14 protein-coding genes and 1 pseudogene are annotated in these 16,498 nt (G+C 55.9%); 14 read left to right on the forward strand and 1 reads right to left on the reverse strand.

The genetic code is table 11. The features are described 5' to 3' along the window. Nucleotides 1-145: 145 nt before the first annotated feature. The 9 genes from iolG (at nucleotide 146) to FHS19_RS05995 (ending at nucleotide 9,488) form a co-directional block, all read left to right on the forward strand. Nucleotides 146-1,171 (forward strand): inositol 2-dehydrogenase, encoded by a 1,026-nt coding sequence (gene iolG / locus FHS19_RS05955; protein WP_183579948.1) that lies wholly within the window; start codon nucleotides 146-148, stop codon nucleotides 1,169-1,171. Nucleotides 1,172-1,237: 66 nt separating this feature from the next. Then, nucleotides 1,238-3,100 carry a 3D-(3,5/4)-trihydroxycyclohexane-1,2-dione acylhydrolase (decyclizing) gene (gene iolD, locus FHS19_RS05960; RefSeq protein ID WP_183579953.1) on the forward strand — a complete coding sequence of 621 codons (1,863 nt, stop codon included), beginning with the start codon at nucleotides 1,238-1,240 and terminating at the stop codon, nucleotides 3,098-3,100. 24 nt (nucleotides 3,101-3,124) lie between these two features. After that, a complete protein-coding gene (gene iolE, locus FHS19_RS05965) occupies nucleotides 3,125-4,036 on the forward strand; it encodes a myo-inosose-2 dehydratase (protein WP_183579956.1) in 912 nt (303 codons plus the stop codon). 14 nt (nucleotides 4,037-4,050) lie between these two features. After that, nucleotides 4,051-4,875, forward strand: a complete 825-nt coding sequence (iolB, locus tag FHS19_RS05970; protein ID WP_183579960.1) for a 5-deoxy-glucuronate isomerase — start codon at nucleotides 4,051-4,053, stop codon at nucleotides 4,873-4,875. Then, nucleotides 4,872-5,873 carry a 5-dehydro-2-deoxygluconokinase gene (iolC, locus tag FHS19_RS05975; protein ID WP_246426430.1) on the forward strand — a complete coding sequence of 334 codons (1,002 nt, stop codon included), beginning with the start codon at nucleotides 4,872-4,874 and terminating at the stop codon, nucleotides 5,871-5,873. Before iolB ends, iolC begins: the two co-directional genes overlap by 4 nt. Nucleotides 5,874-5,894: 21 nt before the next feature. Then, nucleotides 5,895-7,361: a CoA-acylating methylmalonate-semialdehyde dehydrogenase gene (locus FHS19_RS05980; RefSeq protein ID WP_183579966.1), complete on the forward strand. Its 1,467-nt coding sequence runs from the start codon at nucleotides 5,895-5,897 to the stop codon at nucleotides 7,359-7,361. 78 nt (nucleotides 7,362-7,439) lie between these two features. Continuing rightward, complete coding sequence (locus FHS19_RS05985) at nucleotides 7,440-8,438, forward strand: LacI family DNA-binding transcriptional regulator (RefSeq protein WP_183579968.1); 999 nt, start codon at nucleotides 7,440-7,442, stop codon at nucleotides 8,436-8,438. Nucleotides 8,439-8,615: 177 nt separating this feature from the next. Then, the gene (locus tag FHS19_RS05990; protein WP_183579972.1) at nucleotides 8,616-8,933 is read left to right on the forward strand and encodes a Dabb family protein; all 318 of its coding nucleotides are present in this window, start codon (nucleotides 8,616-8,618) and stop codon (nucleotides 8,931-8,933) included. A 30-nt stretch (nucleotides 8,934-8,963) separates the two neighbouring features. Then, nucleotides 8,964-9,488, forward strand: a complete 525-nt coding sequence (locus FHS19_RS05995) for a GNAT family N-acetyltransferase (protein ID WP_183579976.1) — start codon at nucleotides 8,964-8,966, stop codon at nucleotides 9,486-9,488. Between the two features lie 83 nt (nucleotides 9,489-9,571). Here FHS19_RS05995 and FHS19_RS06000 read toward each other — a convergent pair whose 3' ends face one another. Continuing rightward, entirely contained in the window at nucleotides 9,572-10,228 is a 657-nt protein-coding gene (locus tag FHS19_RS06000) for an NADPH-dependent F420 reductase (protein WP_183579979.1), read from the reverse strand. A 387-nt stretch (nucleotides 10,229-10,615) separates the two neighbouring features. Here FHS19_RS06000 and FHS19_RS06005 point away from each other — a divergent pair. The 5 genes and pseudogenes from FHS19_RS06005 to FHS19_RS06025 form a co-directional block, all read left to right on the forward strand. Then, a pseudogene (locus tag FHS19_RS06005) lies at nucleotides 10,616-10,708 on the forward strand (elongation factor P 5-aminopentanone reductase); the annotation flags it as partial. Between the two features lie 425 nt (nucleotides 10,709-11,133). Then, a complete protein-coding gene (locus tag FHS19_RS06010; protein WP_183579982.1) occupies nucleotides 11,134-12,609 on the forward strand; it encodes a PTS mannitol transporter subunit IIBC in 1,476 nt (491 codons plus the stop codon). 85 nt (nucleotides 12,610-12,694) lie between these two features. Then, nucleotides 12,695-14,866: a BglG family transcription antiterminator gene (locus tag FHS19_RS06015; protein WP_183579985.1), complete on the forward strand. Its 2,172-nt coding sequence runs from the start codon at nucleotides 12,695-12,697 to the stop codon at nucleotides 14,864-14,866. Between the two features lie 5 nt (nucleotides 14,867-14,871). Further along, nucleotides 14,872-15,309, forward strand: a complete 438-nt coding sequence (locus FHS19_RS06020; RefSeq protein ID WP_183579989.1) for a PTS mannitol transporter subunit IIA — start codon at nucleotides 14,872-14,874, stop codon at nucleotides 15,307-15,309. Then, the gene (locus FHS19_RS06025) at nucleotides 15,306-16,445 is read left to right on the forward strand and encodes a mannitol-1-phosphate 5-dehydrogenase (protein ID WP_183579992.1); all 1,140 of its coding nucleotides are present in this window, start codon (nucleotides 15,306-15,308) and stop codon (nucleotides 16,443-16,445) included. Before FHS19_RS06020 ends, FHS19_RS06025 begins: the two co-directional genes overlap by 4 nt. Nucleotides 16,446-16,498: the final 53 nt, after the last annotated feature.

Raw genomic sequence — 16,498 nt, forward strand, 5'->3', positions numbered from 1 at the left:
TATAGTGACCGGCAAAAAAATGTGGGATTAAATAACAAAAAAGGGTTTGCAAAGGTCCGGAGCGGTGTTATAATCCGATCAAGGAAAGCGGTTACCCTAAGAAGGATTCAATGAAATGATATCGTGAGAACAAGGTGGAATGTCCATGAGTAAACAACTGAATATCGGCGTGATCGGAGCTGGGAGGATCGGCAGGCTGCACACCGAAAATCTGCTCAAGCATCCTCAGGTTAAAGTGAAAGCGATTGCAGACCTGCAGATCGATTATGCCAGGGCATGGGCCGAAGGGCTGGGGATCCCTATGCTGACGCAGGATGCGGAACAAATCATAGTCGATCCAGGTATCGATGCCGTCTTTATTTGCACATCGACCAATACCCATATTGACATGATCGAACGCTCCGCCAAGGCAGGCAAGCACATTTTCTGCGAAAAGCCGATCTCCTTCGATGTCCAGGGAACCCGTCTTGCGCTGCAAGCCGCAGCCGACGGCGGCGTCAAATTTCAGCTTGGCTTCAACCGCAGATTCGACCCGAATTTCCGCAGAGTCAAGGAAATCGTCGCTTCCGGCCAGATTGGAGATCCCCATCTGATCAAAATCACTTCGCGCGACCCCAGCCCCCCTCCTCATGACTATATCAAGGTATCAGGCGGGCTGTTTATGGACATGGCGATTCACGATTTTGACATGGCCCGGTTTTTGAGCGGCAGCGAGGTGGATGAGGTGTATGTCCAAGGGGCGGTTCTGGTGGATCCGGTCATTGGAGAGCTCGGCGATGTGGATACAGCGGTCATCACGCTCCGATTCCGGAACGGTGCGATCGGCGTCATCGACAATTCGAGGCAGGCTGCCTACGGATACGATCAGCGCGTGGAAGTTTTCGGCTCGCGGGGCCAGGTCAACGTGCAGAACGATTTTCCGAACTCGGCGGAAATCAGCACGGCTGGCGGCGTGTACCGGGATAAGCCAAAGCATTTTTTCCTGGAGCGTTATGAAACCGCGTACCGGCTTGAAATCGAGAGCTTCGTCAAAGCGATCATGAACAATGAGGACGTCCCCGTCAGCGGGGAGGACGGGTATCAGGCGGAGCTGCTGGCGGATGCGGCCAGGAAGTCGTGGCTGGAGAAGAGACCCGTCAGCTTGTCCGAGTATTCGATGTCTACAACATAAGGTTTTTGTTTGTCTTTAGGGTAAGCGATTAACCTGATGAAATATCCTGTGAAAGGATGGTTATGAATGGGCGTACTTCGATTAACGATGGCTCAAGCTTTGCTTCGCTTCCTAGACCAGCAGTACGTGCAGCTGGACGGAAAGGAACACAAATTCGTTAAGGGTGTCATGGGTATTTTCGGTCATGGCAACGTACTGGGCATTGGCGAAGCATTGGAGCGGGAACCAGGCAGCCTCAAGTTCATCCAGGGAAAAAATGAGCAGGGCATGACGCATGCCGCCGTTGCGTATGCGAAGCAGAAGAACCGGCTTGAAATCTTCGCCTGTACCTCGTCCATTGGCCCGGGTGCGCTGAATATGGTCACAGCCGCCGCAACGGCGACGGTCAACCGGATTCCCGTGCTGCTTCTTCCAGGCGATATTTTCGCCTGCCGGCAGCCGGACCCGGTTCTGCAGCAGCTGGAGCACCCGATGGATTATACCGTGTCTGTCAACGATGCCTTCAAACCGGTCAGCCGGTACTGGGACCGGATTACGCGCCCCGAGCAGCTGATGAGCTCGATGATCCAGGCGATGCGCGTACTGACCGATCCGGCCGAAACCGGCGCGGTTACCATCTGTCTGCCGCAGGACGTGCAGACGGAGGCGTACGATTATCCGGAGGAATTTTTCCGCAAAAGGGTGCATTACCTTGACCGCAAGCCGGCAAACGGGGCAGCGATCGAGCGTGCGGCGGAACTGGTCTCGCGCAAGCACAGGCCGATCCTGATTGCCGGCGGCGGCGTCCATTATTCCTTGGCTTATGAAGAGCTGTTGCAGTTCGCGGAAGCGTTCGGTATTCCCGTGGCCGAGACCCAGGCGGGAAAGAGCGCAATCCCGTGGGATCACCCGCTGAATATGGGTGCGATCGGTGCGACCGGATCCCTTGCCGCCAACCGGCTTGCGAGAGAAGCGGATGCCGTCATTTGCGTGGGCACCCGGCTCGGGGATTTTCCGACCGCGTCCAAAACTGCTTTTACGCGTCCCGAGACCGAATTTATTCATATCAATGTGAGCGGGTTTGACGCGTCGAAGCTGAATGCCTGCCAGGTGGTGGCGGACGCGGGAGCGGCTTTGAAGGAATTAACTTCCGCACTTCAGGTAAGGAACTACAAGGCAGCTTATGACGAACCGGCGCTTGCCGAACTGAAAGCGGAATGGACCCAAGAGGTCGACCGGCTGTACAGTTTGGAGTCAGAAGAAGGATTGGCGCAAACCCGCGTGCTCGGTGAGCTGAACCGGTTCATGGCAAATGAAGTGATCGTTGCGGCGTCCGGGAGTCTTCCGGGCGATTTACACCGGCTGTGGAGGTCGGAAGCCCCCAAGTCCTATCACATGGAATACGGTTTTTCCTGTATGGGGTACGAAATTGCCGGAGCCTTCGGCGCGAAGCTCGCCGAGCCGGACAAGGAAGTGTACGCGCTCGTCGGCGACGGAAGCTACCTTATGCTTCATTCGGAGCTTTTAACCAGTATTCAGGAAGACGTCAAGGTAAATGTCATTCTGCTGGACAATCACGGGTACCAGTGCATACACAGCCTGCAGCGGGAAAACGGAAGCGACGGCTTCGGCAACGAATTTCGTCTGCGCAGCACTGAAACGGAACGCCTGACAGGAGAATACGTACCGGTCGACTATGCGGCTCATGCACGGAGCATGGGGGTCAAGGCATATTCCGCCTCCAGTATTGCCGAACTGCGGGAAGCTCTCCGGCAGGCCAGGGAGGAGAAGGGCTCAACCCTGATCGAAATCAAGGTGCTGCCGGGCACTCAGTCGGGCGGGTACGAATCCTGGTGGAGGGTGGATGTTCCGGAAGTGTCGACCAGCGATAAGGTGCGGGCCGCGAGGGAAACGATGAACGAACATTTGCAGCAGGCGCTGAAAATATAAGTCCAAAGGGAGGATACGACGAAGATGACGGAGATCCGATCGATTAAATTGGGCATATCACCGATCAATTGGGTGAATGAAGATGTGCTTGAACTCGGTGACCACTACACGTTCGAAGATTTGATGCGGGATTTCACGCAGCTGGGATTCACCGGAACGGAAAACAGCCGGAAATTCCCGAAGGACGCTGCCGTTCTCAAGAAGGCATTGGCTGAGCACGGACTCCAGATGGCTTCGCAGTGGAAGGGCGTCTTGTTCTCCGAGCCGCGCCGCAGGGCGTCCGAGCTGGAATCGTATCGGCAGCATGTTGAATTTCTAAAGAAGATGGGCAGCCGTCATGTCGTCACCTGCGAGCTTGGGGGTTCGATCATCGGCGACCCGAGAAGGCCAAAAGGCGTGCAGGACGTGCATCCCCTGACGGACGAGGAATGGAACCACATGGTCGAGGGGCTGCACCAAGCTGGCGAAATGTGCAGACGAAACGGAATGAAGCTCGTCTATCACTACCATATCGGAACTGTGGTGGAACGGCCGGACGAAATTCAGAGGCTGATGGAGACGACGGATCCCGAACTTGTTTATTTGCTGCTGGATACAGGGCATGCCTATTACGGCGGATCCGACCCGTTGGAGCTGTATGAACGCTATGCGGATCGCGTTGCCTACGTTCATTTGAAGGATGTTCGGAACGATGTGCTGGATCGGGTGAAAAGGGAGGGAATCCCTTTTCAAAAAGCGGTGATCCAGGGCGTGTTTACTGTTCCGGGCGACGGATGCATCGACTTTGCGCCGATTTTCCGCAGCTTCGGGCGGCATGGTTACGACGATTGGATGATTCTGGAGGCAGAGCAGGACCCCGGCCAAGCGAATCCTTACGAATATGCCAGCAAGTCTAAGCAATATCTCGCTCAAATCGTTCAAGAATTGAAAGCCTGAAAGGAGGAAGGAACATGTCCAAGCTTATCGTTCCCGGCGGACAGCCGGACGAGAACGGCAAATTGCTCAGTATCACGCCCGAATCGGCGGGGTGGGAGTACGTAGGTTTTGAAGCATACCGGCTGGAACCCGGGCAAACGATCGATCAGGAGACGGGAGACCGCGAAGTCTGCCTGGTGCTGCTCAGCGGGCTGGCGAATGTGGACGCAGGCGGACAAAGCTATGAGCGGATCGGCCGCCGGATGAGTGTGTTCGAGCCACTCGCCCCTTATGCGGTATACGTTCCGGCCCACGATCGTTTCCGGCTGGAAGCCGTTACATTAACGGAGGTGGCCGTGTGCAGCGCTCCCGGCGAAGGACGGCTCGACGCAAGGCTCATTTCGCCGGAAATGATCGGGGTGGAACAGCGGGGCTCCGGTTATACGGAGCGGACCGTCCGCAATATTTTGCCGGAGCAGGAGGAAGCGGAAAGTCTGCTCGTCGTGGAAGTCTTTACGCCGGCCGGGCACTGGTCCAGTTATCCTCCGCATAAACATGACCAACTTCATCTCCCACACGAATCCCTGCTGGAAGAAACTTATTATCACAAGGTGTCCCCAGGTCAGGGATTTGCCCTGCAGCGCGTATATACCGACGACTTGTCGCTGAATGAAACGCTGGCCGTGAAGAGCGGGGACGCCGTCCTTGTTCCCCGCGGCTACCATCCGGTATCGGCGCCTCCCGGGTACGACGTGTATTACCTTAACGTCATGGCCGGACCGGTGCGTACCTGGAAGTTCCATAACGACCCTCAGCATGAATGGCTGATGACCCCTGGACAGGAGGTGCCCAAACGTTGACCACCATTACATTTCCAGACCATCGTCCCCTGGACTTTATCGGATTAGGACGCCTATGTATCGATCTGAATGCCAATGAGATCCATCGCCCGATGGAGGACACGGTCACCTTTACCAAATATGTCGGCGGTTCCCCGGCCAACATTACGATCGCCATGGCGAAGCTGGGGCTGCGTACCGGCTTCATCGGAAGGGTGTCCGACGACGCCCACGGCCGTTTCATCACCCGGTACCTGCAGGAATGCGGCATCGACACCGAACACGTCATCGTCGACCGGTCGGGCAGTGTGACGGGACTCACGTTTACGGAAATCAAGTCGCCGACGGATTGCAGCATCCTGATGTACCGGGATAACGTAGCGGATCTCAAGCTTGAGCCAGGTGACGTTAGCGAGGAATATATCCAAAGCGCCAGAGCGCTGCTCATTTCCGGTACGGCCCTCGCGAAGAGCCCGTCCAGAGAAGCGGCCTTCAAAGCGATGGAACTGGCCATAAAACACGGAGTCGTCATTGTCTTTGATATCGATTACCGTCCGTATACCTGGACCTCGGCCGATGAGATCGGCACGTATTACCGTCTGGCCGCGGAGAAATCGGATATCATCATCGGCGGACGCGAAGAGTTCGACCTGATCGAAGCGCTGGACGGCCCGCTCAAGCAGGACGATGAAGCCACTGCGAAGCAGTGGTTCAAGCACCGGGCCAAGCTGGTAGTCGTCAAACGGGGCGGCGATGGGTCGACGGCATTCTCGGCGGATGGCGAGAAGCACGAAGGTGCCGTTTTTCCGGCGCAGGTGGTGAAAACCTTCGGCGCGGGCGACTCCTTTGCAGGTGCCTTTATTTACGGCCTGATGCAGGGATGGAGTCTGGACCGGTGCCAGCAGTTCGGCAGTGCCTCTGCTTCGATCGTGGTCTCCAGCCACAGCTGCTCCGACGCAATGCCGACGGCCTCACAAATCCAGGAGCGGATCGACCGCTTTGTGCAGCAAGGAATCTGACAAAACCATGGAGGTATCTACATGACGGATCAAGTGCAAGATCAAGTGCAGCAGCTTCACAACTATGTCGGGGGCCGATGGATTCCTTCCGGCGGAGGCAGTTCGGAACCGGTATATAATCCGGCCACCGGGGAAGAGATCGCCCGCGTCCCTTTATCCACCCTCGACGATCTGAACCAGGCCGTATCCGCGGCGGCGGAGGCATTTCCGTCATGGAGCGGCACCCCGGTGCCGCGCCGGGCGCGGATCATGTTCAAATTCCAGCAGCTCCTGACGGAGCACTGGGATGAGCTCGCCCGGATGATTACGCAGGAGAACGGCAAGAGCTACCAGGAAGCGTACGGCGAGGTGCTGCGCGGAATCGAATGCGTGGAGTTTGCCGCCGGCGCCCCGACGCTGTTGATGGGCAGCAACCTGCCGGATATTGCCTCCGGGCTGGAGTCGGCTATGTACCGTTATCCGATCGGCGTCGTCGGGGGCATCACGCCGTTTAACTTTCCGATGATGGTGCCCTGCTGGATGTTCCCGCTGGCGATCGTATGCGGCAACACCTTCGTGCTGAAGCCGTCCGAACGGACGCCGCTGCTCGCGAACCGGCTGGCGGAGCTGCTCCAGGAAGCCGGCCTGCCGGACGGCGTGTTCAACATCGTTCACGGTGCGCATGACGTCGTTAACGGCCTGCTTGAGCACGAAGACGTCAAGGCGATTTCGTTTGTCGGCTCCCAGCCTGTGGCCGAGTACGTGTATAAGACCGCTGCGGCCTATGGTAAACGGGTACAAGCGCTGGGAGGCGCGAAAAACCATTCCATCGTCATGCCGGATGCCGATCTTAAGCTGGCGGTGAAAGAGATCACGAGCGCGGCTTTCGGCTCCGCAGGAGAACGCTGCATGGCCTGCTCGGTCGTCGTGGCCGTCGGCGATATCGCCGACGAGCTGGTGAGCAGGCTGGCCGAAGCCGCCAAGAACATCCCTGTAGGGGACGGCATGGAACCGGATGCTTTCCTGGGCCCCGTAATCCGGGACTCTCATAAGAGCCGGACCATCGGATACATTGAGAAGGGGATACAGGAGGGGGCACAGCTTGTACTGGACGGCAGGGATCATTCCTCGGCGAATGCTGATGGATATTTTCTTGGACCAACGATCTTTGACCATGCCGCTCCAGGCATGAGCATCTGGACGGACGAAATTTTTGCGCCCGTACTTCAGGTTGTTCGGGTAAACAGCCTCCAGGAAGCCGTTGCGATTGCCAACAAGTCCGAGTTTGCCAATGGGGCTTGTATCTATACGGACAGTGCCAAAGCGATTCGGGAGTTCAGGGAGTCGATCGACGCCGGCATGCTCGGGGTCAATGTAGGTGTACCGGCACCTATGGCATTTTTCCCGTTCTCAGGCTACAAAAAGTCCTTTTACGGAGATCTTCACGCCAACGGGAAAGACGGGGTGGAGTTCTACACCCGTAAGAAAATGGTCGTGGCCCGTTATTGATCATGGAGCAAATTGCCACAGACTGGAACTTTCCCTATACTTAGAGTACAGAGCAGCGTTAAGGAAGGGGGAACGAGGGTGGCGACGATATACGATATCGCCCGAGAAGCCGGCGTGTCCATTGCCACGGTATCCAAGGTCATCAACCAGACCGGCCGGATCAGCGACAAGACAAGAAAGCATGTGCAGGACGTGATGAAGCGGATTGACTACCAGCCGAGCGTCGTCGCATCCGCCTTGACTAAGAAAAGGACGTATTCGCTCGGGCTCCTGATCCCGGATATCGCGAACCCGTTTTTTGCCGAACTGGCCCGCAGCATCGAAGATCATGCCCACGAGCTTGGATACAGTCTGGTCATCTGCAGTACGGACAACGATTTGACCCGGGAAGAAAGGTACATCAACGTACTCCGGCAAAAGAGCGCCGACGGGATCATCATCGCCACCGGTGCCCGAAACGACGCCATGATGAAGCAGCTGATGAAATACAAGCTGCCGGTTGCCGTCATAGCACGGGAAATGCCGCTGCTTGCCGTGGATACGGTGCTCGTGGACGATTACTTAGGCGGCTATCTGGCTGCATCCCACTTGACTGGGCTCGGACATCGGAACATTGCCGTGATTGCGGAGGACTTGGCTGTGATGAGCTCGAAGGAACGGGTTCGCGGCTACCGGAAAGCCCTTGAAGAAGCGGGAATCCCCTTTGACGACAATTTGGTGGCGGTCAGTCCGTTTCATGTGGAGGGGGGCAAGTTGACGGCCAAGGAACTGCTCAGCGGGTCCAATCCGCCAAGCGCCATCTTCGGATGCAACGATCTGCTGGCGATCGGCGTCGTGCAGGCTGCCCGGGAGCTTGGCCTGCGCGTACCTGAGGACGTTTCGGTCGTGGGCTTTGACAACACAGTGCTGGCGACGATTATCGATCCGCCGCTCACTTCGGTGGCCCAGCCCGTTCAGCAAATGGGAAAAGAAATCGTCCAGCTGATTACGGGCGAGATCGACGGAAGCAAGCCCTCCAAGCAGCGGCTGGTTCTGCTGCCGGAGCTCGTCGTAAGAGGAACAACCAGCGCCGTATAACGGCGCTTTTTTTGTTGATTCGGCCTGACGGAAACACATATGCAGGAGTTCATCACTGCCGATTCCTCTATCGAACGTCCCGATCAGCTAAATGCCTTTGAAGCTGTCCATCTCTTGGGTTAGCCTTTATAATAGTAGGAGATTTGTTTGTCATTTCGAAGAAAAAGGAGTGTTAACGTGAAAGACGGCGCAATCATTCATTCGGTCATTTTTTCGCTGAAGCATGAGAACGGTTCGTCCGCTGAACAGCGATTTCTGGAGGACGGCAGGGCTGCGCTCAGCTCGATTCCTACAGTAAAGGAATTTCAAGTATTCCGGGAAATCAGCCCCAAGAATACATATGACTTCGGGTTCTCCATGAGATTTGACAGCCGTGCGGATTATGAAGCCTATAACGCCCATCCGCAGCACGTGGCATTTGTGAGGGACCGTTGGGATCATGAAGTGATCCAGTTCCTTGAAATCGACTATGCCGGATATGAGCATCGCAGTTAGATTTTCGAAAGGACGAGGATGGTGCAGGCTTTGAATATTCAATTTCGAACAGGCCGGAGAGATGAACTGGGAGAGATCATGGAATTGATCTCCAGATGTGTTCAGGTCATGCAGGAAGGCGGCAGCGACCAATGGGACGACGAGTATCCAAACCGGGATGTCATCGGGGAAGATCTCAGCCGGGGGACGCTGTTCGCAGCGGAAGGCGACGGACGGATCCTGGGCATCATGGTGCTGGATCAACATCAAGACGAGCAGTATGACAAGATTCCTTGGACGGAGACCGAAGGGCCGCATCTGATGATGCACCGGATCGCGGTTGACCCGATGGCCCAGGGGCAAGGGATCGCGCGTAAGCTGGTTGCTTTTGCGGAACATTTTGCCCAAGAGAATGGTTACAAGAGCATCCGGCTCGATACATACGCCAAGAACACGCCGGCGCTCAAGCTGTACCGGGGACTCGGTTACGATCAGCGGGGCGAAGTGAACTATCCGGGACGGGAAGCGGGCTTTCCGGCTTTTGAGAAAGTGTTTATCGAGTCCTCGGCAAGGTGATCCGATACCTCATAATGAAACAAAAATCCCCTTTTCTCCGCTAGGTGGAGACGAAGGGGATTTTTGTTATGTTTAAGTGGCGATCAAGCTTTAAATTCCGCTGGGCGCTCAGGGCTGGCTTCCGCCAACGCTTGGCGAAGGCTGTCGGCATCATGCTCGCGGTAGCTTGGCGTACCCGGCTGCTGGCGCCAGGACTCATCCAGTCTGCCCGCGTCGATAGCATCAAAGCCAAGTTCTTCGATCAGGTCAAGCACCACCTGTTTAGAGGCTGGATCGTCTCCCGCCACCGGCAGGGCCAAACGTCCAGGGCTGCCCTTCGGCAGGCCGCGTTCCAGCAGATTTTGGGCGGATATGCCGTTAAAAGCTTTATTCACGGGGCGCTTCAGATGCTGTTCCACCCAGCGGCTTTCCGGCAGGCCTGCTTCAATTTCCGCAATGAGACCGTCGCGCTGGCGGGGGTAATAGTTCCCCGTATCGATAATCACGGCATTCGGCGCGGTATGGTCGAGGATTCCGGCAGGAAGGTCAGGAATGTTTTTCTGAGGAATTGTCACAATGACCACTTCTGCACCCCGCGCCACTTCCGTGACTTCCTTGGGCGAAGCCCCGGTTTCTTCGGCAAGTGCAGCCAAGGTCTGTGGGCCTCTTGAATTGGCGATGGACACCTCATGTCCAAGTTTAGTCAGGCGGCGGGCGAGATTCCCGCCGATATTTCCGGCACCGATAATCGCGATCTTCATTTATTCCGACTTCCTTTCCCGAATTAGTTGTATATCACAAATAAACTGTAACAAAAAGAGTTATTGATGTAAAGCGGTTAAAAAACTTTTATATCCCAAATGAATTATCCTTCAGAGGGTAAAGCTTTTGCATAGTATCCAGGAAACCTTGTAGAAGAGGAGAAATGTGATCCTTTTTCCATACAAAAGACATACGGTATGCGGATTGGCTAACTCCAAGTACAGGCTTATATGCGAGATCGCTGCGTACTGAGCGTATATGGGATAACGGGGAATGCCGTGGCTCCCAGCCTGATTACGGATACCGGTTTTGGCCACCGTGAGGATAAACTGCAGCAGCTGATCTCGAATATTCCCACTGGGTGTACGTGATCGCCGGACGAGGTAGCCGCCGCGGTCTTGTACTTGATTTCGCCGGATGCATCTTATGTCACTGGAGAAATTCTTAATGTCAACGGCGGATGGCTTTTTGGGAGCTGACGTCTTGCATGCCGGATATGGCCAACACTTACACACGCTAGCGCCTTAAACCAGGGCGCTTTTTTTTGAGGAAAATCATTACTTTCTGAATTAGGCCCACTTAATGGGAAAAGCTACCCATAATCACGTTCCAGAAAGGAAAACTTCATTGGGGAGAATGACAGATTAAACGAATACAATCACAACCGGCCGGAAAATGAACACAGCCCGTATGTTTCCCCTGCATGACATCCCCTCCAGGCGCCTGTAAAAACCTGATACAGCAAGGGTTCAGGCTGGATTCATAAAGTTTTGTCATCAGGGCTCCTGACAATATAGCGTTTTCATTTTATTGAGTGTCAGGTTGATGTCGGCTAGGATGGATATAGGACGAACGACGTATTGCAAAATACCGTTCGACAAAAGTTTACAAGGAGGTTATCCTCATGGCCCAATCCACTTCTTCCTCCGCATCCGGTGCTGCACGGGTCGGAGTTCAAAAATTCGGGCGCTTCCTGAGCGGCATGGTCATGCCGAACATCGGAGCGTTCATCGCGTGGGGCTTGATAACGGCACTGTTTATCCCGACCGGCTGGATACCGAACGAGTATCTCGCCAAGCTGGTCGACCCGATGATCAAGTACCTGCTCCCGCTGTTGATCGGATACACCGGCGGTACGATGGTACACAAGCAGCGCGGCGGCGTGATCGGCGCCCTGGTTACGATGGGCGTCATAATCGGAACCGATATCCCGATGTTCCTTGGCGCGATGGCGGTCGGACCAGGAGCTGCCTGGGTGCTTAAACAGTTTGACAGAGCCGTCGAAGGCAAAATCAAATCCGGCTTCGAAATGCTGGTCAACAACTTCTCACTCGGCATTATCGGCGGTGTGCTCGTTCTGATCGCGTATTCGATCGTGGGGCGCATCATCGAAGCCGTTACCAACGTGCTTTCCTCCGGCGTCGAGTTTCTGGTTCATCACCATCTGATTCCGCTCGTCAACATTTTGATCGAACCGGCGAAGGTCCTGTTCCTGAACAACGCCATCAATCACGGGGTTTTGAGCCCGATCGCGATTGAACAAGCGCAGAGCGCAGGCAAATCCATCCTGTTCATGCTTGAATCGAACCCGGGTCCCGGACTCGGCATTCTGCTCGCTTACATGATCGTAGGCCGCGGATCCGCACGCCAATCTGCACCGGGTGCGGCGATTATTCACTTCTTTGGCGGGATTCATGAAATTTACTTCCCGTACATTCTGATGAATCCACGCCTCATTCTGGCTGCAATGGCCGGCGGCGTGACAGGCACATTCACGTTCTCGCTGTTGAACGCGGGGCTCGTTGGCCCGCCATCTCCGGGCAGCATCATCGCTTATTTGGCCATGGCGCCGCGGGGAGAAATTCTTCCCGTACTGAGCGGGGTCATCACCGCTGCGATTGTTTCCTTCGTCGTGGCTGCGCTTCTGCTGAAAACCAGCAAGAAGACGGATGAAGACCAAGACGATCTTGAAGAAGCCACGAAACGCATGAAAGATATGAAAACTGCAGGAACTCCGGCTGCTGCTGCGGCCGCTGCGGCAGAAGGCGCGAAAGAAGCAACCGCTCCATCTGCGGCAAGCACCGCCGAAGGACAGAAGAGCAAAGACGAGGTTCACAAAATCGTCTTCGCCTGCGATGCCGGCATGGGTTCCAGCGCCATGGGCGCTTCCATCCTTCGTAAGAAGATGAAAGCCGCCGGATCGCCGATCGAGGTGACGAACACGGCGATCAGCGACATTCCGTCCGACGCGGATATCGTCGTCACGCATAAAACGCTGACGGACCGTGCACGTGGAGTTGCACCGCAGGCAGAGCATATTTCCATCGACAATTTCCTGAAAAGTCCGGAATATGACGAGCTTGTCGAACGCTTGAAATAACTATAAAAACGCTTGAGGCGAATGGATGCGGGCATATGGGCCGGCATCCAAGCGCCTTTTGCGGTCGTTTTGGAGGCTAAGGGGCATGGAATTGTCACACCGTGTAAGACAGATCTTGGATTTGCTGCTGCGCAGCCCTTCGGAGAGTACGGTTGCCGAAATCGCCAGCGGCATTCGGGTCAGCCCGCGGACGGTGCACAGGGAGCTGGACGCGGTCGAGAGCTATCTGCATCGGCACGGGATTACGCTTTACCGGAAAGCCGGTTCCGGCCTCAGTGTAGAAGGGGAGCCTTCTCAGATTGAAAAGGTCCGCTCAGAGCTGCTCATGCCCGCCGAAATCGAATATTCGGCGGATGAGCGGCAGGTGTACCTCCTTGCCAGACTGCTCGGTTCACGGGAACCGGTGAAGCTGTTTACGCTTGCTCACGAGATGAAGGTCACGGTCCCGACTGTAGGGGCGGACCTGGACGATTTGACCGACTGGATAAGTAAACAAGGCTTGCTGCTAATCCGCCGGCGCGGCTACGGGGTGGAAATTACCGGTTCGGAGCCCATGATCCGCGAGGCGGTTCGTACGTTCATCCGCTTCCGGCTGGATGACCTGTCGCTTATCGGATATTCAGACCATAATCCGCATCATCCTGTGGATGCCCGAATCGCCTCCATGGCAGGGGCAGAACGCATTTCGGCGATCGAAGAGAACTTATGGAAGTGGGAGGAGCGGCATCAGGAAGAATCCTTCAGTGAGGAAGCTTATACCGATCTGCTGATCCGGCTATCTATCGCGGCAGCCCGCATTCGCACGGGCATCATTGTCACTGAAGCCGAGGCCGACCGTCTCGTCAATTTGCGGCGGTTCGACCGGCCGTCCGCTATTCCGGCTCAAGACCATACCCTAAAGTCTGCTGAACTTTTATGCGATGAGCTGGGTCAAGTTCTGAACATGGAATATCCGCTGTCTGAAGTGAGGTATACCGCAGAACTCCTCGAAAGAGCTTCGGCGCACTCGACCGGAATGCTTCCGGCGGACGATTTGGAGCTAGCCGGGACTGTCCGGTCGCTCATCCGCAAAATGAGGGAATTGGATGCGAACGACTACACGGCCGACCGCTCCCTTCGGGACGGTTTGTTCATGCATCTGAAAGCGGCAATGGAACGAATCACAGCCGGGCAGCGGATCCGGAATCCCCTGATGGATACGATCCGCAAGGACTATGCCGAGCTGTTCGGCCGGGTGCGGCAGGCAGCGGATGCCGTCTTTCCTTCCGTTCGCATCCCGGACGAGGAAATCGCTTTTCTGGTGATGCATTTCGGAGCCGCACGGGAGCGGATCGGCCAGATCCCCCAGCATATGCGAGCGGTGATCGTATGTACGAGCGGGATCGGCTCTTCCAAAATGCTGGCGGTCCGCCTGCGCAAAGAATTTCCGCAGCTGCAAATCGTTGAACAGGCTTCATGGTATGAAGCTGCCAGGATACCGAGAACGGACTACGATTTGATCATCAGTACCGTCGATTTGCCCCTGCCGGAGGAACAATATTTGAAGCTGAGTCCGCTGCTTACCTTATCCGAAGCGGAGAAGCTGCGGGATTATATCCGGCGCCGCGGCGTGAAGCCGCTGCCGGATCCTTTAGCAGCGGTTGCCCAGCCGCTGCCCGGATTGCTGGAGGATTTGGCACCGGAGTTGAGAGAGTGGCCTGCCGGCCGCGGAGAAGCGGCTGACACAGCGGATATCGAAAGCCTGCGTTCATTACACAGAACCCTCCAGCAAAGCATTGAGCTCTTGGAAGCTTTTCGCGTGCTGCCGCTGCGGATCGAAGCGCAGCCGAGCCTTGATCCATGGCTGCGTGCAGCCTGCACTGCGCCGGCGCTCCGGGATGTGATCCTGGACCCGGAAGCGGTCGCGGCTCTGCTGCTGCAGCGGGAACAGCACGGAACCCAGCTGATTCCCGGCACGGAGCTGGCGCTGTTTCATACGCGCAGCGATGCGGTGAAACGGCCTGCATTGATGCTCTTTGAGCTGGATCAGCGGTTCAGACTGGGTGACTCGGGTGACGTTGAGCTGTCGCGCTTTTTGCTGATGCTGGCCCCGCGGCAGCTTGAGCGGGAAACCCTGGAGGTGCTGAGCGAAATCAGCGCAACACTGCTGGATGCCGATATGATTGAAGCCCTTGCGGAGGGGGATGAAGGGCGCATCAGGGAACTATTGTCCGCCCACCTCCGTGCATACTTAAAAAACAAATTGGAGAGAGAGTGATCATCATGAGTATTTTATCCGCGGATCAAATTCGTGTGAACGTTAAAGTATCCGACAAGTTCGAGGCCATTCGCCTCGCCGGCCAAATGCTGGTCGATGCCGGACATGTGGATCAGGAATATGTCGACAAGATGATTGAGCGAGAAAACGCATTGTCCACTTATATGGGTGCAGGTCTTGCCATTCCCCATGGGACCAACGAAGCCAAAGGGATGATCAAGTCGACCGGTCTGGCCGTGCTGCAAATTCCGGATGGGGTCGATTTTGGCGGGGATGAACCGGCGGTACTCGTCGTCGGGATTGCCGCCCAAAACGGTGAACATATGGACATTCTGACCAGCGTTGCCATGGTTTGCTCAGATGAGGACAGCATGGAAGGCATCCGTACGGCGAAGACCGCCGAGGAAATTTTGAGCATCTTTGAAAGCGGGATGGAAGAATGAAGGCTCTACATTTCGGCGCAGGAAATATCGGAAGGGGATTTATCGGACTGCTGCTGTCGCAGTCGGGTTACGAGGTCGTATTTTCCGATGTGAACGAGTCGTTGGTGCAAACGATCCAGCAGCGCCATGCTTACACAGTCACCATTGCCGACGAGCGCGGGAAGCAAATCCAGGTAGAAGGCGTTGACGCGATTGACGGCCGGGATCTCTTGGCGGTTGCGGAAGCAGTGGCTTCCGCCGATATGGTCACAACGGCTGTCGGAGTCAACATTCTGAAACATATCGCGCCGGGGATTGCTGCAGGTTTGAAGCTTCGTATGGAGCGCGGAGCAGCTCCGCTGCATGTCATTGCCTGCGAGAACGCTATCAGCGCCAGCACGCAGCTGAAAGAACATGTCATGGGTCATTTGTCGCTCGAAGAACAGCAAAAAGCGGCTACTTATGCGGCCTTCCCGGACTCTGCGGTGGACCGTATCGTGCCGCTGCAGCATCATGAAGATCCGCTCGCGGTCACGGTGGAGCCGTTCTACGAATGGGTGATCAATCGATCCCAAATGTTCCCCGGCTCCCAGGAAATCCAAGGCGTTCATTACGTTGACGACTTGATTCCTTATATTGAGCGCAAGCTGTTTACAGTAAATACCGGTCACTGCAGCGCGGCTTATGCCGGATACCGGAAAGGATACGAGACCATCCAGGAAGCGATGAAGGATGAGGAAGTCGCCGGGCTGGTTACCGGTGTGCTGCAGGAAACGGGGAGCATGCTCGTGCGCGCTTACGGCTTCGACCCTGAGGAACATGAGAACTATATCCGCACAATCATGGACCGCTTCCGCAATCCGTATTTGAGCGACGAGGTTGTCCGGGTCGGCCGCTCGCCGATCCGTAAGCTGTCCCCGGAAGACCGCTTGGTCCGGCCGGCGCTTCGGGCCTGGGAGCAGGGCGGTTCCTTTGAGCATTTGACCGAGGTCATGGCGCTGGCACTTAAATTCGACTACGCGGAAGATCCGGAGGCCGTCAAACTGCAGAGCGTGATCGCGGACAAAGGCGTCCGCCAAGCTTTTGCCGAAGTAAGCGGTCTAGATCCAGACCATACGCTGACCGAGAAAGTACTGAAGGCCTACAATCAGCAATAATCGATCGAACTTAAGCATATTCACGATAGACGAATATCAACGTAAAATAAGGA

Origin of the sequence: Paenibacillus rhizosphaerae (assembly GCF_014192015.1) — a bacterium.
Taxonomy (GTDB): Bacteria; Bacillota; Bacilli; order Paenibacillales; family Paenibacillaceae; genus Paenibacillus_AQ; species Paenibacillus_AQ rhizosphaerae.